This is a genomic window from Microbacterium sp. No. 7 (assembly GCF_001314225.1).
In the GTDB taxonomy this organism is placed as follows: domain Bacteria; phylum Actinomycetota; class Actinomycetes; order Actinomycetales; family Microbacteriaceae; genus Microbacterium.
Genome location: NZ_CP012697.1, coordinates 3,118,845 through 3,136,034 on the forward strand (window position 1 = coordinate 3,118,845; position 17,190 = coordinate 3,136,034).

Here is a 17,190-nt window from a genome sequence, read left to right on the forward strand (position 1 = left end):
TGTTCAATATAGTCTGCGGCGGGCCTACTAGCCTGGAGGAATGCGCTTTGCCCACGTGACGCTGCCCGGCCACGATCGACCGCAGCTGGTCGTCGTCGACGGCGAGGACGCCATCGCGGTCGGCCCGCTCTTCCGAGACGCGCCCACCTCGCTGCAGCAGCTCGTCGAGGGCGGCGACGCGGCGCTCGCCGCCGTGCGGGATGCCGTGGGCACGGCGTCCGTGCGCGTCGCGCTCGCGGAGTGCGTCTTCGCGCCCGCCGTCGCCGCTCCCCCGATCGTCCTCGCGATCGGCCTCAACTACGCGGCGCACTCGAGCGAGCTGGGCCTGAAGGCCGACAAGGCACCGACCGTGTTCGTGCTGTGGCCGAACTCGCTCGCGGCGCACGAGGCGACGACGCGGTGGCCGCGTGCGCTCAGCGACGCGGTGGACTACGAGGCCGAGCTCGGCGTGATCATCGGCGCGCCCGCGCGCGACGTCTCCCCCGAGGACGCCCTCGACCACGTGTGGGGCTACACGGTCGTCAACGACATCACGGCGCGCGACATCCAGTTCGCGGAGGCGCAGTGGTCGCGCTGCAAGTCGTTCGACGGCTTCACCCCGACGGGCCCGTTCGTCGTGACCGCCGACGAGATCCCCGACCCGCAGGACCTGCACATCTGGGCGGTCGTCGACGGGCAGACGGTGCAGGACGCCACGACGGGGCAGATGATCCGCTCCGTCGCGACGCTCGTCTCGCACCTGTCGCAGTCGGCGACACTGCTGCCGGGCACGCTCATCTCGACCGGAAGCCCCGGTGGCGCGGGATACTCCCGCGACCCGCAGATCTTCCTGCGCGACCGCTCGACCGTGACCGTCGGCATCGACGGCATCGGCGAGCTCACGACGCACTGCCGCATCATCGACTGAGCCCGGCGGAATCGACGATGCCGGCCCCGAGGGGCCGGCATCGTCGATTCTGCCGTGCGCGTCGGGCGCTCAGTAGCCCGAGTCGTACTCGTCGCAGGGGACCTGCTGGCCCCACATCTCGACGAATCCCGAGCCGCCGGGACCGCAGTTGGTGACGATCTGATTCGCCAGGCCCATGAACTGCGTGAGCACGACGATGCCGATGATGATGCCGATCACCATGAGGACGATGCTGATGATGATCGCCGCGACGGCGAAGCCGTTCTTCTGACCGGCCTTCCGGCTCTGCACGAGCGCGACGATGCCGAGGATGACGGCGATCAGCTGGAGGAAGAACGACAGGATGAACGCCACGATGCCGAGCGTCTTGCCGGGGTTCGCGGGGCCCGCGGGATAGGCGCCCTGCCCGTACGGGTCGGCGGCCGGCGGCGCGACGGGGTACTGCGGCGCCGAGCCGTAGGCCGGGGGCGGCGGCGTCGCGCCCTCGTAGGGCGGCGGCGTGGGGTTCGCGTTCTGGGGGTCGCTCATGAGTTCTCCCGTGAGGGTCCGGCCGCGGCGGCGGCGATGATCTGCGATCAGTCTCCCACGACACCCCCGGGCGCATCGAGACCGGCCGCGCGCGTCGCCGACGCGCCAGGGGCGCGTCAGCGCTTGCGCGAGAACGCCTCCAGCCGCTGCTCGGGCGTGAGCGCCGCCATCCGCCGGGTCCACTCGGGCGTGAAGGTCGTCGCGGTCTCGGCCTCGACGACCGGCACCACGGCGTGCGTGACGACGTCGTCGTAGACGTGCACCAGGTGGAAGGACTGTCCGGCATCCATCCCGCCCACCTCGTCGGCGGGGCGCTGCAGGTTCATCGTGTAGCAGGTCGCGGCCGCGACGCTCACGGGCACCCCCGCGAACGTGCCGCTCGTGGAGTAGTGCAGGTGGCCCGCGAGGATGCCGCGCACGTCGCTGCCCCGGATCACGTCGGCGAGCGCGGGCTGGCCGCGCAGCTCGAGGATGTCGAAGAACGGGATGTGGCACGGCAGCGGCGGATGGTGCAGCGCGAGCAGCGTGCCGAGCGGGGCGGGCTCGGCGAGCACCTCCCGCAGCCAGTCGAGCTGGCCGGCGTCGATCTCGCCGTGATGCCAGCCCGGCACGCTCGAGTCGAGCGCGACGAACCGCAGGCCGCCGAGGTCGTGCACCGAGGTGACGGGCTCCTCGGTCGCGTCGAGGCCGAGCAGGTCGCGGCGCAGGGCGGGCCGCTCGTCGTGGTTGCCGGCGACCCACACGACGGGGGTGCCGAGGCGCTCGGCGACGGGGTCCACGGCGGCGCGCAGCGCGGCGTAGGCCTCGGGCTCGCCGAGGTCGGTGAGGTCGCCCGTGAACACGAGGGCGTCGGGGCGCACGCCCGTGCGCTCCACCGCGGCGAGCGTCGCGGCCAGGCCCGCGGCGACGTCGTAGCGCCCGCCGAGGCGCGCATCGCCCGCGAGCAGATGCGTGTCGCTGACGTGCACGATGACCCGGCGCGCGGGCGGATGGATACCGAACTGCGGCAGCATAGCCACAGCTTAGGGACTCCGCGGACGGCGCACGGATCGCCCATATGGCGAAGGACGGTGTGCACGATTCAGGAAGAACGGCCGCCCCGCCCGCCTGCGCAGCCTCAGGCGCGCGGATCTCCTGAGTTGTGAACCGCTCGTCGGCGGAACGAGCCGGGGAGCGAGGCGACGGAGGGCGTAACGGCCGAGAGGCGGAACCGCCGCGGGGCGGCCCCGCCGCGGTTCAGAGCCCGATGACGATGAGCACGAGGCCCGCGAGCACGGCGACGCCGCTCATGCCGAACGAGGCGACGGCGCCCGCGAACGCGAGGCGCTTCTGCCCCTCGGTGAGCGGGCTCTTCCGGGCCGCCTTCTCGGCGGCCTTGGCGGCGCGCTTGGCCTCCTTCGGGCTGATGACCGTGATCGCGTCGGTGAACGCCGCGGGCACGACCACCGGCACGCGGCCCGCGCGCACCAGCAGGCGCAGGCCGATCGCGTAGAAGCCGACGACGAGCAGCGCGGCGAGCAGGGCCGCGACGAACACCTCGGCGAAGGCGAGCCAGTCGATCGTGACGCTCACCGGTTCGCCCCCTTCTCGGTGCGCTCGGCCGCGCGGCGCTCGGCGGCCTCCTGCGCCTCCTGCTCGCGCAGCAGCGCGCGCTGACGGCGGGTGGGCGGCGGATTGCGCTTGACCTTGACGGCGCGGCCCGAGTCGGCGACCTCGCTCATCGCGTTGCCGGCGTGCACCTCGCTGCGCCGCGACCGCAGGAACAGCCCGATGATGATCGCGACCGCGATGACGGCGTCCACCACCACGCCCCAGGTGCCGAGCCACACGACGAGCAGCGCCGCGGCCGCGCCGACGGCGCCGGACGCGGGCAGCGTGAGCAGCCAGCCGATCATGATGCGCCCGACGGTCCCCCAGCGCACCTTCGACCCGCGCCGGCCGAGGCCGGAGCCGATGACCGAGCCCGAGGCGACCTGCGTGGTCGACAGCGCGAAGCCGAGCGCGCTCGAGGCGAGGATCGTGGATGCCGTGGACGCCTCGGCCGAGAAGCCCTGCGCCGGCTTGACGTCGGTGAGGCCCTTGCCGAGGGTGCGGATGATGCGCCAGCCGCCCATGTAGGTGCCGAGCGCGATCGTGAACGCGCACGCGAAGATCACCCAGGCCTGGGGGTCGGCGTGCGCGGCATCCTGCCAGCCGATCATGATGAGGGCGAGGGTGATGACGCCCATCGTCTTCTGCGCGTCGTTGGTTCCGTGCGCGAGCGCGACGAGCGACGACGTGAAGATCTGCCCCCAGCGGAAGCCGTCGCGCCCGTCGGGCTTGTTGTCGTAGCGGCGGGTGAGCCCGTAGGCGAGGCGCGTGACGAGAAAGGCGATGATGCCCGCCGTGAGCGGCGCGAGCAGGGCCGGCAGCACGACCTTGCTGAGCACGACGCCGAAGTCGATCGCGGTGACGCTCGCGCCCACCAGCGTGGCGCCGATGAGACCGCCGAACAGCGCGTGCGAGGAGCTCGACGGCAGGCCGAGCAGCCACGTGAGCATGTTCCACGTGATCGCGCCGATGAGACCCGCGAAGATGATCGGCAGGAACGACAGCGGATCGATGCCGTCCTCGCGGATGATGCCGTGCGAGATCGTCTTGGAGACCTCGGTCGACAGGAACGCGCCCACGAGGTTCAGCACGGCCGCGAGCGCGACGGCGACCTTGGGCTTGAGCGCTCCCGTCGCGATCGGCGTGGCCATCGCGTTCGCGGTGTCGTGAAACCCGTTGGTGAAGTCGAAGAAGAGGGCCAGTGCGATCACCAGCACCACGATGAGAACAGCCGCTTCCACGGTTCGCTTTCGGTCGGGATGTGAACAAGATGGATGCCGATGAGGATCGGCGGCGCGAACGAACAGTTCACCGTGTGTTCATGTCCCGGCAACCGGGCATTCAGATCTTCGCACATGCGGGGGCCCCGACGGAACGCGGAATCCGGTGATCCCTCGGTTACCGTTGTTCGGTGACCTCTCCGGCCGAGCCTCCTGTCGTCCCTGTTCGCACGCACGTTCGCACGCACCACGGAGACGAGGTCGTCGATCGCTACGAGTGGCTGCGCGCGAAGGACGATCCCGAGGTCATCGCGCACCTCGAGGCCGAGAACGCCTACACCGACGCGCGCACGGCACACCTGGCGACGCTGCGCGACCGCATCTTCGGCGAGATCAAGGCGCGCACCCTCGAGACCGACCTGTCGGTGCCGACCCGGCGCGGCGCCTGGTGGTACTACGGGCGCACGATCGAGGGCAAGCAGTACGGCATCCAGTGCCGTGCCCCGCTCGCCGATGACGACGACTGGACGCCGCCCGAGCTGACGCCCGGCACGGAGGTCGAGGGCGAGCAGATCATCTTCGACGGCAACGTCGAGTCGGGCGGCAGCGAGTTCTTCTCGCTCGGCACGTTCGACGTGTCGACCGACGGGTCGCGGCTGCTCTACGGCGTCGACCTGGCCGGCGACGAGCGCTACACGCTGCGCATCCGCGACCTCGGGACGGGTGCGGAGCTGCCCGACGTCATCGAGAACACCTCGGGCGGCGCGAGCTTCTCCCCCGACGGCCGGTTCGTGGTCTACACGACGGTCGACGACGCGTGGCGCCCCGACACCGTCTGGCTGCACGAGGTCGGCACCGACGCGTCGGCCGACGCGCAGCTGTTCCACGAGCCCGACGAGCGGTTCTGGGTGGGCGCGGGGTTCACCCGCAGTGACCGCTACCTCGTCATCGAGTCGTCCTCATCGATCACGACCGAGGAGTTCCTCGTGCCGGCATCCGACCTGCGCGCCGAGCCGCGCGTCGTGTGGCCGCGCCGCGAGGGCGTCGAGTACTCGGCGGCGCACGCCGTGGTCGATGGCGAGGACGTGCTCTACATCGTGCACAACGACGGGGCGCTCGACTTCGAGCTCGTGCGGGTGCCGGCATCCGACCCGTCGGGCGAGCGCACGGTCGTGATGGCGCACGAGCCGGGTCGCCGGCTGCTCGACGCGTCGACGTTCCGCGACTTCGGCGTCGTCGCCTACCGCCGCGAGGGGCTCGCGCGCATGGCCGTGCTCGACTACGCGAGCGGCGGCCTGCGCGAGCTCGAGTTCGACGAGCCGCTCTACGCCGTGGGCGGGGGCGGCAACCCGGAGTGGGCGCCGCGCATGATCCGCCTGGGCTACAACTCGTTCGTCACGCCCGGCACCGTCTACGACCACGTCGTCGAGACGGGCGAGCTGCTGCTGCGCAAGCGCCAGGCGGTGCTCGGCGGATACGACCCCGCCGACTACGGCCAGGAGCGGGTGTGGGCGGTCGCCGACGACGGCACCCGCGTGCCGGTCTCGCTGGTGTGGAAGCGCTCGTTCGGCGAGCCGGGCACCGGGCCCCGGCCGCTGCACCTGTACGGCTACGGCTCGTACGAGCACTCGATCGAGCCCGGCTTCTCGGTCGCGCGGCTGTCGATGCTCGACCGCGGCGTCGTGTTCGCCGTCGCGCACATCCGCGGCGGCGGCGAGCTGGGACGGCAGTGGTACGAGGACGGCAAGCTCGACCGCAAGCGCAACACGTTCACCGACTTCGTCGCGTGCGCACGCCACCTGGTGGATGCCGGATACACGACGCCCTCGGCCCTGGTCGCCGAGGGCGGCTCGGCGGGCGGCCTGCTCATGGGCGCCGTCGCGAACCTCGCGCCCGAGCTGTTCGCCGGCGTGCTCGCCGACGTGCCCTTCGTCGATGCGCTCACGACGATCCTCGACCCGTCGCTGCCGCTCACGGTCATCGAGTGGGACGAGTGGGGCGACCCACTGCACGACGCCGAGGTGTACGAGTACATGAAGTCGTACACGCCGTACGAGAACGTGCGCGAGGGCGTGCGGTACCCGCGAGTGCTCGCGACGACCTCGCTGAACGACACGCGCGTGCTGTACGTCGAGCCCGCGAAGTGGGTCGCACGTCTGCGCGAGGTGGGCGCCGACGCGCTGCTCAAGTGCGAGATGGTCGCCGGGCACGGCGGCGTGAGCGGCCGCTACAACGCCTGGCGCCAGCGCGCCTTCGACCTCGCCTGGCTCCTCGACGTGCTCGGCCTCGCCGAGGACTGAGCACGGCGGACGCCGTCCGCCGACGCCGCGTCGCCGGCATCCGGCATCCGGTTCGGCGGCGTTCGGCGCCGCGCATCCACCTCACGAACACAGGAGAAATCACCGGTGCAGGAGGATTCCAGTGGAATCGTCCTGCACCGGTGATTTCTCCTGTACCGGCGCAGATCGCCCGGCCGCGCAGAGCGCCGCCCTCAGCCGAACAGCGCGGCGGCCTCGTCGTAGCGGTAGAGGGGGACGGTGTTGAGCTCGCCGAGGGCGTCGGCGAAGGGCACGCGCACGATGTCGGTGCCCTTGAGCGAGACCATCTGGCCCCACGCGCCGTCGTGCACCGCGTCGGCGGCGTGCAGGCCGAGGCGCGTGGCGAGCACGCGGTCGAAGGCCGAGGGCGAGCCGCCGCGCTGGATGTGGCCGAGCACGGTCGCGCGGGTCTCGATGCCCGTGATGCGCTCGATCTCGGGCGCGAGCACCTCGCCGATGCCGCCGAGCCGCGGGCGGTTGAAGGCGTCGAGGCCCTTGTCGCTGTACGCCTCGGCCTGGCCCGTGAGGGTGAAGCCCTCCGAGACGACGACGAGGGGCGCACGGCCGCGGTCGTGGGCCTTCGACACTTGCTGGCAGACCTCCTCGATCGACATCGGCTTCTCGGGGATGCAGATCACGTGGGCACCCGCCGCGATGCCCGAGTGCAGCGCGATCCAGCCGACGTGCCGGCCCATGACCTCGGCGACCATGCAGCGCTGGTGCGAGTCGCCCGTCGTGCGCAGCCGGTCCATCGCGTCGGTCGCGATGTTGACGGCCGTGTCGAAGCCGAACGAGTAGTCGGTGGCGCGCAGGTCGTTGTCGATCGTCTTCGGCACGCCGAGCACGGGGATGCCGTCCTTGTGCAGCCGGTCGGCGGCCGCGAGCGTGCCCTCGCCGCCGATCGCGATGATGCCGTCGATGCGGTGGCCGAACAGCGTCTTGGAGATGTTCTCGGCGCCGCCGCGGGGCCCCTCGTAGGGGTTGGTGCGGCTCGTGCCGAGGATCGTGCCGCCGGTCTTGGCCAGGCCCTTCACCTCGTGCCGCGAGAGCGGGAAGAAGTCGCCGTCGACGACGCCGCGCCAGCCGTCGCGGATGCCGACGAACTCGATGTCGTACGTGGTGGTTCCCTTGAGCACCGCGCCGCGGATCACGGCGTTCAGGCCGGGACAGTCGCCACCGCTGGTGAGAATGCCGATCTTCATGGGGATGTTCCTTCTGGGCTCATCGATGGATGCGGCCGTGCCTGCGCCACGCATCGACACTAGCGCCGCGGAGGCCCCCGTTCCAGTGCGGGAACGGGGGCCTCCGCGGCGAGGGCCGCGGGCGTCTCAGGCGGCGCCGAGAGCGACGCGCAGCAGGTGCATGAGCGCCGACATCTGCACCGACTCGCTCGACGACGCGTCGACCGCGATGCCGTCGAGCGCGCGCTGCGCGAGCGACTGCTTGGAGTCGATGAGCTCGGCGATCTTGGTGTCGATCGTGTGCGCCGCGATGATGCGCCACGCCGTCACCGGCTCGTCCTGGCCGATGCGGTGCACGCGGTCGATCGCCTGGGTCTGCTCCGCCGCCGTCCACGACAGCTCGGCGAGCACGACGTTCGACGCGGCCTGCAGGTTGAGGCCCACGCCGGCCGCCGTGAGCGAGCACACCGCGATCGCGACGCCGGGGTCGCCGTTGAACGCGTCGATCGCCTGCTGGCGGGCGGGGGTGGTCTGGTCGCCGCGGATGGACACCGTGCGCAGCCCCGCGGCCGCGAAGTGCGCCTCGGCGGCATCCATCACGTCGATATGCTTCGCGAAGAAGACGACCTTGCCGACCGAGCGCTGCAGCTGCACCGCGTAGTCGGCGGCCAGCTGCGCCTTGGCCTGGCCGATGCGGCGCACCATCGTGAAGACGTTGTCGGTGCCCGTGCCGGCCGCCTTGGCCTCCTCCAGCTCGCCCTGGGCGACGAGCCGCACGATGTCGGCGTCGGCCTCGCCGTACACGACCCGGTCGCCGCGCGCCTCGATGATGCGGCGGTACTTCGCGGCGAGCCGCTCGCCCAGCTCGCGCTCGGCCTGGCGGATCGAGCGGCCGAACTCGTCGTCGAGCTCGACGGGCAGGTCGGCGATGAGCTTGTCGGGCAGGTCCTTCGCGACGTCCTTCTTCTTGCGGCGCACGATGCCCATCGAGATGACCGCGTCGCGCGCCTCGGGGTAGAAGGCCTTGTCGGCGGGGGTGAGCCCGATGGCGTCGAGCTTGTCCATGAGCTCGGGGCCGGGGCGCTCGCCGTTCGTCCAGCCGAGGAAGCGCCAGATCGCGTCGAAGTCCTCGACGTCGTTGATGAGCGGCGTGCCGGTGAGCGCGAGCAGGAGCGGGTCGCGGCGCTGCTCGCGGATGCGCGCGGCGAGCGCGAGCACGTTCTGCGAGCGCTGCGACGTGAGGTTCTTGATGAAGTGCGCCTCGTCGACGACCATGCCGGCCAGGCCCAGCGAGCCGAGCCAGGAGAGGTGCCGGTCGAGCACCTCGTAGTTGACGATGAAGACGTCGGCGAACGCGTCGACGGCCGTGCCGTCGCCGTGGATGACGGTCGCGCGGCGCTGCGGCGTCCACCGCTCCACCTCGCGCGCCCAGTTCATCTTGACGACGTTGGGCACGACCGCCAGCAGCGGGTACGCGCCCGCGACGGATGCCGCGAGCACCGACTGCGCGGTCTTGCCGAGGCCGGGCTCGTCGGCGAGCAGGAACGAGCGGTGACCCGCGCGCACCGCCTCGAGGAAGCGCATCTGGTGCGCCATGACCTCGCGCCCCCGGGGCGAGAAGCGGTCGAACTCGGGCACGGGCGGCAGCTCCATCGACGCGGAGCCGCCCCCGGCGCCCGTCTCGAAGGCCTTGTAGAGGGGGCCCATGAGCTCCCAGCCGTCGAGGCGGTGCCGCAGGGTCGGCAGGGGGACCCGCAGCGTGAGGTCGGGGGCGAGGAACGGGTTCGCCTCGCGGCGCGCCTCGATCTGCGGCGGCGTCACCTGCCGCTCGGCGAGGGCCGGCGGCACGACGGGCGCCTGCACGGGCGGCGTGTCGGTGATGATGAGCTCGTCCTCGGGCAGCTCGGCGCCCGACTCCAGCAGCCAGTCGCGACGCATGCGCTTGGCGACGGGCGAGGTGGCCTGGTCGACCTCAAGCAGCTGGATGAGCGACGTGTCGCGGGCCGCGGTCTTCGCGAGGATCGTCGCGACGCCGTCGAGGCGCTTGAGCAGCTCGGCGCGCGCGGCGGCCGAGACCGACTCGTCGCCCTTCACGCGGGCGCGCTCCTCGCGCACGAGGAACGCGATGACCTGGAACTTGACGCGGTTCGTGGGCCCGAGCTTGCCGCGCTGCGCCTTGGCCTCGACCTCACGCACCTTGCGGGCGAGGATCGGGATGAGCGGCGCGTCGTCGTCGCGGCGCGCCGCCGAGGTCTTGCGGCGTCGAGCGGATGTGGATGCCGTGATCGGCATGCTCCTCCTGAGCGTATGCACCGCCGGTGCTGAAGGCGCCGAGACGGACATCGGCGGATCGCTTCCCGTGCGGCGGGATTCGTGTGGAAACGGGTCTGCGGCTGCGGGTACTCGCTTCTGCGAGCTGCGGCGTCACATCGACCGTCTGGCCATTCTACCGCGCCGACGGAGAACTCGTCAGCCGTCGAGGGCGTTTCGCACGCGTGCGACGTCATCCGTCATCTGCGCGACGAGCGCGTCGATGCCGTCGAACGCGGTCATTCCGCGGATGCGATGCGAGAACAGCACCTGCACGCGGTGCCCGTAGAGGTCGAGCCCGGTCTCGTCGAGCACGTACGCCTCCACCTGCCGCGCCTCGACGTCGTCGAACGTCGGGTTGGTGCCGACCGAGATCGCCGCCGGGTAGGTGGTGACGGCGCGGGCGGATGCCGTGGTGCCCGGCCCCGCGTCGACGAGCCATCCGGCGTACACGCCGTCGGCGGGGACGAACCCCGCCGCGTCGGGCGACAGGTTGGCGGTGGGGAAGCCCAGCTCGCGGCCGCGCTTGAGCCCGTGCACGATCGTGCCCTCGACGACGTGCGGGCGGCCCAGCAGCCGCGCCGCGCCCTCGACGTCGCCGGCCGAGAGCAGCTCGCGCACCCACGTCGACGAGACGCGGCGGCCCGTGCCCTCCACGTCGCCGACCACCTCGACGTCGAACCCGAACTCGGCGCCGAGCTCCCGGAGCGTGTCGGGGGTGCCGGCGCCGCGGTTGCCGAAGCGGAAGTCGTCGCCGACGACGACGTGCACCGCGTCGAGCGATCCGGCGAGCACGTGCGTGACGAAATCGCGGGGGCTGAGGGCCGCGAGCGCCTCGTCGAAGCGCAGCACGAGCACGGCGTCGACGCCCGCCTCGCCGAGCAGCCGGATCTTCTGCTCGAGGCTCGCGAGGGGCGCGGGGCAGTCCTCGGGACGCAGCAGCGCGAGCGGGTTGCGGTCGAAGGTGACCGCGACGACCTGCACGCCCGACGACGCGGCGACGGCGCGCGCCCGGCCGATCACGGCGACGTGCCCGAAGTGCACGCCGTCGAACTTGCCGATCGCGACGACGCTCGGGCCGAACCCCGGCGGCACCTCGTCGGGGCTGCGGAAGACGATCACCACGCCGACCTCTCCTTCGGTTGTTCCGCGACGGGCGCCTCCTCGCGACGCGACGCGACGAGCCACCAGAGGCCGAAGAACGGCAGCACGAGCGGGACCCAGAAGTAGCCGTAGCCGAAGCCCGACCACACCGTCGCGTCGTTCGAGAACAGCTCGGGATGCGTGAGGCTCAGCACGCCCACGACGAGCACGCCGACGAGCTCGAAGCTCACGGCGATCCAGGCGACGACGTACCAGACGGGGCTCTCAGAGCGCACGAGCGCGACCGTGGCGAGGATGTACACGGCCGCCGCGAGCGCCGACAGCGTGTAGGCCAGGGGCGCCGCCTCGAAGTCCTCGATGATCTGCACGAGCGAGCGGCCGGTGGCCGCGAGCGCCATCACGGCATAGACCGCGACCAGCACCCGGCCGAGACCGCTCGTGCGCGACGCAGACGATTCCATGACTCGTCCATGATAGGCGGCTAGACACGGCCGTCCGTCCCCGGGGCCGGCGGCGCGACGGGACCGGCGCCCTCCGGGCCGGCGGCGGGGATGCCGGGGTCCGCGGATCCGGAGAGGAGCGGTGCGACGAGCTGCTCGACGGTCACGCCGCGGCGCGCGGCCTCCGCCTCGAGGCGCGCGGCGAGCCCGGGCGTGACGCGCGCCTCGCCCGCGGGGCGGGCGTCGGGCATGAGCAGCGACATGACGGGCACCACGACACCGCCCAGCGCCGCGAGGATCGACACGATGCCGAGCAGGCGCGGGTAGAGGTCGCCGTCGATGTCGGGGGCGTTCCAGATGAGGTTCACGACGAGGGCGAGCACGAGCACGAAGAGCGCCAGCGTCACGATGAGGCCCAGCCGCACGGCGGGCCGGCGGCGGTCGGCGAGCAGGAGCAGCAGCGATCCCAGCGCGAACGCGGAGCTGGCGGAGATGAGCGTGAGCATCCACTGGAAGAAGCCGTCGCTGCGCGGCTCGCCCCAGATCAGCACGATCACGAGCACGGCGGCGAGCACCGACACGAGCACGCCGATCACGCCGACGAGCTGCACGCGCCGGCCGATCAGCGCGGCGCAGCACAGCACGGCGACGCTGAAGGCGCCGACGACGGCCGTCGTGGCGAGCACCTGGCCCGCGGCCGAGCCCAGCTCGGCGCCCAGCAGCACCGCGATGCCGCCCAGCGCCGCGAGCGCGAACGACACGACGATGACCGTCACGATCACGCGGCGCAGCACGGCGATCGTGCGGGCTCTCCCGGCATCCGTCGTCGGCGGGCTCACGGGGGTCGTCGGGCTCTGGCTCATGTCGCTCAGGCTAGCTGGATCGTCCAGATCACCCACATGCGCCACACCATGATCGCGACGGCGAAGCCCGCGACGCCCATCACGACGGTGCTCCACCGCGTGCGGTCGACGAGCGCCCACGCGACGGCGGCCGGCGGGATCAGCACGGCGGAGACCAGGTAGACCCAGAACTCCAGCGCACTGCCCGTGGGCGTGTTGCCGGTGAAGGGCGCGACGATCGCGACGACCACCTGGGCGAGCAGCACGAGCAGCAGCGCCGCCATGCTGCCCGCGCTGAGGTCGCTCGGCCGGCGGCCGGCCAGGCCGAGCACGAGGCAGAGCAGGCCCGCGGCGCACGCGACGGCGACCTGCACGATCATGAGCCACGGGATCACGACGGCTCCTCCGCCATGTTCATGGTGCTCTTCACGTCGGCGCCGCGGCGCTCGACGATGCCGATGAGCCGTCCCTCGGGGTCGATCGCCGCGGGCGTGGGCCCGGTCAGGCGCGCGGCGGCGCCGACGAGCCGCTTGCCGTGCCGCAGGTCGCGCGCCTCGTCGGCCGTCACCTCGAACGCGCCGAGCACGGCGGTCGCGACCTCGGCGGGCGTCCGCAGCGGCACGGGCGGCTCGAGCGCCGCGAGCGCGTCGCCGACCGGGAACGGGCCGATGCGCGTGCGGCGCAGCGCGGTGAGATGGCCGCCGACGCCGAGGCCGGCGCCGAGGTCGCGCGCGAGCGCGCGGATGTACGTGCCGCTCGAGCAGTCGACGACGACGTCGACGTCGATCGCCGGCCCCTCGCGACGGATGCCGGTGACCTCGAACCGCGAGACCGTCACCCGGCGCGCCGCGAGCGCGACCTGCTCCCCCGCGCGGGCGAGGTCGTAGGCGCGGCGGCCGCCTACCTTGATCGCGGAGACGGTGCTCGGCACCTGGTCGATCTCCCCCGTGAGCGCCGCGACGCCCGCGGCGATCTGCGCGTCGGTCACGAGCGCGGCATCCGTCCTCGCCGTCTCGGCGCCGTCGGCGTCGTCGGAGTCGGTCGCGACGCCCAGCCGGATCGTCGCCTCGTACGTCTTGTCGAGGCCCACGAGATAGGTGAGCAGGCGCGTCGCGGGCCCGACGCCGAGCACCAGCAGCCCCGTCGCCATGGGGTCGAGGGTGCCGGCGTGCCCGATCTTGCGGGTCGCGAGCGCGCGACGGGCGCGCGCGACGATGTCGTGGCTCGTCACGCCGCCGGGCTTGTCGACGAGCACGATGCCGTTGGGCGCGATGCCGGCGCTGGAGCTCATCTCTCCACCCTATGCGGCACGGGATGCCGCGCCCGCCCCGCACCCGCGACGGTGCCACTTGTCCTCGCGAGGGTGCCACTTCCTCTCGCGACGGTGCCACTTCCTCCCGCGAGGGTGCCACTTGTCCCGGCGACGGTGCCACTTCCTCTCGCGAGAACAATAAGCACCCTCGCGAGAACTAGTAGCACCCTCGCGAGAACTAGTAGCACCCTCGCGAGGGAGGGAAGGGCGGGACGGAGCGGGGCGCCATAGGCTGTTGCGGTGCCCGACCTCGCCGCCCCGCTCGTCGCCTGGTATCGCGACAATGCGCGCGACCTGCCGTGGCGCGCGCCGGGGTACGGCGCATGGGGCGTGCTGGTGAGCGAGTTCATGCTGCAGCAGACGCCCGTGAACCGCGTGATCCCGCACCTCGAGGCGTGGCTGGGCCGCTGGCCCACGCCCGCGGCGCTCGCCGGGGCGGCGCCCGCCGACGCCGTGCGACAGTGGGCGAACCTGGGCTACCCGCGCCGCGCGCTGTGGCTGCACCGCGCGGCCGTGCAGATCCGCGACCGGCACGGCGGCGTCGTGCCCCGCGACGTCGACGCGCTGCTCGCGCTCACCGGCATCGGCGACTACACCGCGCGGGCGGTGGCGGTGTTCGCGTACGGCGACCGGCATCCCGTGGTCGACACGAACACGCGCCGCGTGCTGGCCCGTGCGATCGACGGGAAGGCGCAGCCCGGTCCCCCGTCGAAGCGCGACCTCGCGGCGATGACCGCGATCCTGCCGGAGGATGCCGCCGGTGCGGCGGTCGTGAACGCCGCGGCGATGGAGCTCGGCGCGATCGTGTGCACGGCACGCGCCCCGCGCTGCGAGGCGTGCCCGCTCGCGCACGTGTGCGCCTGGCGCGCGGCCGGCTACCCCGACACGGGCGACGCGCGGCGCAAGCAGGCCCGCTACGAGGGCAGCGACCGGCAGGCCCGCGGCGCCGTGCTGAAGGTGCTGCGCGACGCCGCGACGCACGCCGTGCCCGCGGAGCGGGTCGTGCCCGACTGGCCCGACCCGCTGCAGCGCGACCGCGCGATCGACTCGCTCGTCGTCGACGGCCTCGTCGAGGCCGTCGACGGGATGCTGCGGCTGCCGCGGGAGTAGAGCGCACGACCTCACGAGCCTCGGAGAATCGCGCGAAGCGCGGACGATCCGAGCCAGATGCCCCGGACCTCGTCACATGCTCCGAGCTTCGTGGCCCCCGACGACGGGAAGGACGCCCTCCGCGTCATCCCGGTCGCCGGCGGCCGCCTCGGCGATCGCGACGAGCACCTCCACGAGGCCGTCGATCTCCTCGGTGCCCACCGCGACCGGATCGACGACCTGCCCGTCGGTCGCGATCAGGACGGCCGCCGGCCGCTCGTCGGTCACCCCCGCGCGGTCGGCCGCGAAGCTGCCGAGATCGACGAGCCGCGTGAAGCCCGCGCACTCGTCGGCCAGAGCCTCCCGCACCGAGTGCCCCGGCCGGGTGCCCGGCACGAGCACCACGTCGACGACCGGCTCGAGCCCGGCGCGCGCCGCGTCGAGCCGCTCGATCGCGACACGGCAGGCCCCGCACCCCGGGATCACGAAGAGCACCAGCTGGGCCTTCGACCGGGCGCGCACCCGGAGGTCGATCACGCGCAGCGTGTCGGGATCGATCACCGAGATCGGGCCGGATCCCGCCGGAGCCCCGAGGATCGGCGAGCCCGGTGCGCCCGGCGAGCCCGGCCGCGAGGATGCCGCCGGCGACGTGCCCGAGGGCGCATGCGGGGCGCTGACGGCGATGACGACGGCGATCACCAGCAGGCTCGCCCAGACCCCGATCGCGCTCTCGGGTCCCCGCGCCCCGATGAGCACCAGCACCGCGCTCGGCCGCGGCTCCTGCCAGGTCAGCGCGAGCAGCGCCGCGGCGACCGCCGTCAGCAGCACGTCGCGCACCAGGAGCCGGCGACCGACCCTCCCACCCGATTCCTCGCCGAAGCAGCCGCAGACGTCGGTCGAGCCCTTCGCGTACGCCCGCCAGACGACCGCGAGGAACGCGAGCATCAGCGCGAGGACGGATGCGGCGACCGCGGCGAGCACGATGCCGCCGGCGAGCAGCAGACCGAGCGCCATCAGCAGCTCGACGACGATGAGCACCGCGGCCGCGAGCGCCGGCGCCCGAACCGGCAGCCGCAGCGCGTCGAACGCCGCGGCCCCCAGCCGCGGCGACCGGAGCTTCCCCAGCCCGCTCGCGACCAGCATGAGCGAGAATGCGACGCTCAGCACGGTTGCCCCCATGGTCGCCATCCATTGCTCCGTCCGTCGAATGCGCCGTCGCGGCGCGCGATGCGGGCCGCGGGGCGTCTCGGTCGTCGCGCACGCCCGCTGTCCGCATCTCCTACCTCTACGGGACTTTCGACGGGGTGCGCAACTCCGGAAAGGGGGCGCGCTTTCTCGTAGACCGCCTCCTTCATAGGCAGATTCCTTCCCAGGCTCGTTCGTGCCCGGTATGACTCGCTCCCAGCCCCGGGCTGCCCAGGAGAAGACCTTTCCCTTTTCACTCCGTCCGCATTGTCGAACCATGAGGACGGGGAAATGCGTGCATTTCCGTCACCCATCAAGCCAAGGAGATCCATGACCGACCTCGACATCAGAAAAGCCGCCTCGAGCGGCCTCGAACGACGCACCATCGTGAAGGGAGCCGCCTGGTCGCTGCCCGTGATCGCCGTCGCCGTGACGACGCCGCTCGCCGCCGCGACCACCGGCACCGGCCCCGATCCCGCGCACTTCTTCGCCGAGACCGGCTGTGACCTCGTGTTCATCAACGCCGGCTGGATCCCCGTCGGCGCCGTCGTCGACGGCTGGAACATCGGCAACACCTCCGGTGCGACCACCGACGTGCAGGTCACGCTCGTCTCGTCTGCGACAGCCGGTCCGAGCGGCATCTGGCCCCTGGAGAGGACCGCCGAGCAGAACGCCCGCGACGCCGTGAACCGGCTCTCGTCGCAGTCCGGGGTGTGGGGCAGCGACGCGTTCGCCGGCGGCTCGCTCACGGGCCAGACCGGCTGGAGCGACGCCGTGATCACCGACGCCGGAGGCAACCGCAAGACGGCGACCCGCACCAACACCCTCACCCTCAGCATCCCCAGCGGCAGCAGCTACCGCTTCGGCCTCGTGCGCCCGGGAGTCACCTGGGGGGTCACCGACGGCAGCCCCGTGGGCGTCATGACGGCGACCGTGGTGGGCGCCGACGGCGTCGCCATCGCGGGCCAGGGCGGCCAGATCACCCTCGATTACGCCGGAATCGGCTCGATCCGCACCCGCTGCGTCGCCACGGGCCTGTAGGCCCCGGGTTCCCGGGGCTCCCCGGTCGAGCGATCCGCTTGACCGGGAGCCCCGGGCTCACTGCTCTCCACGGCGCAGCACCGGCGGCTGCGATACGCGGCGCGGCGAACGCCCTCGCCCTCG

The 17,190-nt window shown here is 72.5% G+C and carries 16 protein-coding genes; 4 read left to right on the forward strand and 12 right to left on the reverse strand.

All coding sequences use genetic code 11. The features are described from left to right. Positions 1-40 precede the first annotated feature (40 nt). Positions 41-907 (forward strand): fumarylacetoacetate hydrolase family protein, encoded by an 867-nt coding sequence (locus AOA12_RS14560; RefSeq protein ID WP_054684200.1) that lies wholly within the window; start codon positions 41-43, stop codon positions 905-907. Positions 908-976: 69 nt separating this feature from the next. Here AOA12_RS14560 and AOA12_RS14565 read toward each other — a convergent pair whose 3' ends face one another. The 4 genes from AOA12_RS14565 to AOA12_RS14580 form a co-directional block, all read right to left on the reverse strand. Next, positions 977-1,435, reverse strand: a complete 459-nt coding sequence (locus tag AOA12_RS14565) for a DUF4190 domain-containing protein (protein ID WP_054684203.1) — start codon at positions 1,433-1,435, stop codon at positions 977-979. 116 nt (positions 1,436-1,551) lie between these two features. Next, positions 1,552-2,448, reverse strand: a complete 897-nt coding sequence (locus AOA12_RS14570; protein WP_054684207.1) for a phosphodiesterase — start codon at positions 2,446-2,448, stop codon at positions 1,552-1,554. 223 nt (positions 2,449-2,671) lie between these two features. Next, the gene (locus AOA12_RS14575; protein ID WP_054684212.1) at positions 2,672-3,007 is read right to left on the reverse strand and encodes a hypothetical protein; all 336 of its coding nucleotides are present in this window, start codon (positions 3,005-3,007) and stop codon (positions 2,672-2,674) included. Next, positions 3,004-4,266: an inorganic phosphate transporter gene (locus tag AOA12_RS14580; RefSeq protein ID WP_054684214.1), complete on the reverse strand. Its 1,263-nt coding sequence runs from the start codon at positions 4,264-4,266 to the stop codon at positions 3,004-3,006. Before AOA12_RS14580 ends, AOA12_RS14575 begins: the two co-directional genes overlap by 4 nt. Positions 4,267-4,436: 170 nt before the next feature. Here AOA12_RS14580 and AOA12_RS14585 point away from each other — a divergent pair, with 170 nt between their 5' ends. Further along, on the forward strand, positions 4,437-6,545 hold the full coding sequence (locus AOA12_RS14585) for a S9 family peptidase (RefSeq protein WP_054684217.1): 2,109 nt from the start codon (positions 4,437-4,439) through the stop codon (positions 6,543-6,545). Positions 6,546-6,736: 191 nt separating this feature from the next. Here the strand turns inward: AOA12_RS14585 and AOA12_RS14590 are convergent, their stop codons facing one another. From AOA12_RS14590 to truB, 7 genes are all read right to left on the reverse strand, one after another. After that, positions 6,737-7,765: a 6-phosphofructokinase gene (locus AOA12_RS14590; RefSeq protein ID WP_054684219.1), complete on the reverse strand. Its 1,029-nt coding sequence runs from the start codon at positions 7,763-7,765 to the stop codon at positions 6,737-6,739. A 126-nt stretch (positions 7,766-7,891) separates the two neighbouring features. After that, positions 7,892-10,036, reverse strand: coding sequence for a DEAD/DEAH box helicase (locus tag AOA12_RS14595; RefSeq protein ID WP_054684222.1), 2,145 nt, complete (start codon positions 10,034-10,036; stop codon positions 7,892-7,894). A 177-nt stretch (positions 10,037-10,213) separates the two neighbouring features. Further along, positions 10,214-11,176, reverse strand: coding sequence for a bifunctional riboflavin kinase/FAD synthetase (locus tag AOA12_RS14600; protein ID WP_054687091.1), 963 nt, complete (start codon positions 11,174-11,176; stop codon positions 10,214-10,216). Further along, positions 11,173-11,619, reverse strand: a complete 447-nt coding sequence (locus AOA12_RS14605; RefSeq protein WP_054684226.1) for a hypothetical protein — start codon at positions 11,617-11,619, stop codon at positions 11,173-11,175. Before AOA12_RS14605 ends, AOA12_RS14600 begins: the two co-directional genes overlap by 4 nt. Before the next feature lie 20 nt (positions 11,620-11,639). Beyond that, positions 11,640-12,461, reverse strand: a complete 822-nt coding sequence (locus tag AOA12_RS14610) for a hypothetical protein (protein ID WP_054684229.1) — start codon at positions 12,459-12,461, stop codon at positions 11,640-11,642. A gap of 5 nt (positions 12,462-12,466) precedes the next feature. Next, the gene (locus tag AOA12_RS14615; protein WP_054684231.1) at positions 12,467-12,835 is read right to left on the reverse strand and encodes a hypothetical protein; all 369 of its coding nucleotides are present in this window, start codon (positions 12,833-12,835) and stop codon (positions 12,467-12,469) included. Continuing rightward, complete coding sequence (truB, locus tag AOA12_RS14620) at positions 12,832-13,731, reverse strand: tRNA pseudouridine(55) synthase TruB (RefSeq protein ID WP_054684235.1); 900 nt, start codon at positions 13,729-13,731, stop codon at positions 12,832-12,834. The genes AOA12_RS14615 and truB overlap by 4 nt, the downstream gene beginning before the upstream one ends. A gap of 261 nt (positions 13,732-13,992) precedes the next feature. Here truB and AOA12_RS14625 point away from each other — a divergent pair, with 261 nt between their 5' ends. Then, on the forward strand, positions 13,993-14,862 hold the full coding sequence (locus AOA12_RS14625) for an adenine glycosylase (protein ID WP_054684238.1): 870 nt from the start codon (positions 13,993-13,995) through the stop codon (positions 14,860-14,862). Between the two features lie 72 nt (positions 14,863-14,934). Here the strand turns inward: AOA12_RS14625 and AOA12_RS14630 are convergent, their stop codons facing one another. Beyond that, the gene (locus AOA12_RS14630) at positions 14,935-16,029 is read right to left on the reverse strand and encodes a MauE/DoxX family redox-associated membrane protein (RefSeq protein ID WP_197280937.1); all 1,095 of its coding nucleotides are present in this window, start codon (positions 16,027-16,029) and stop codon (positions 14,935-14,937) included. A gap of 327 nt (positions 16,030-16,356) precedes the next feature. Here AOA12_RS14630 and AOA12_RS14635 point away from each other — a divergent pair, with 327 nt between their 5' ends. Further along, the gene (locus tag AOA12_RS14635; protein WP_054684244.1) at positions 16,357-17,067 is read left to right on the forward strand and encodes a hypothetical protein; all 711 of its coding nucleotides are present in this window, start codon (positions 16,357-16,359) and stop codon (positions 17,065-17,067) included. Positions 17,068-17,190 lie beyond the last annotated feature (123 nt).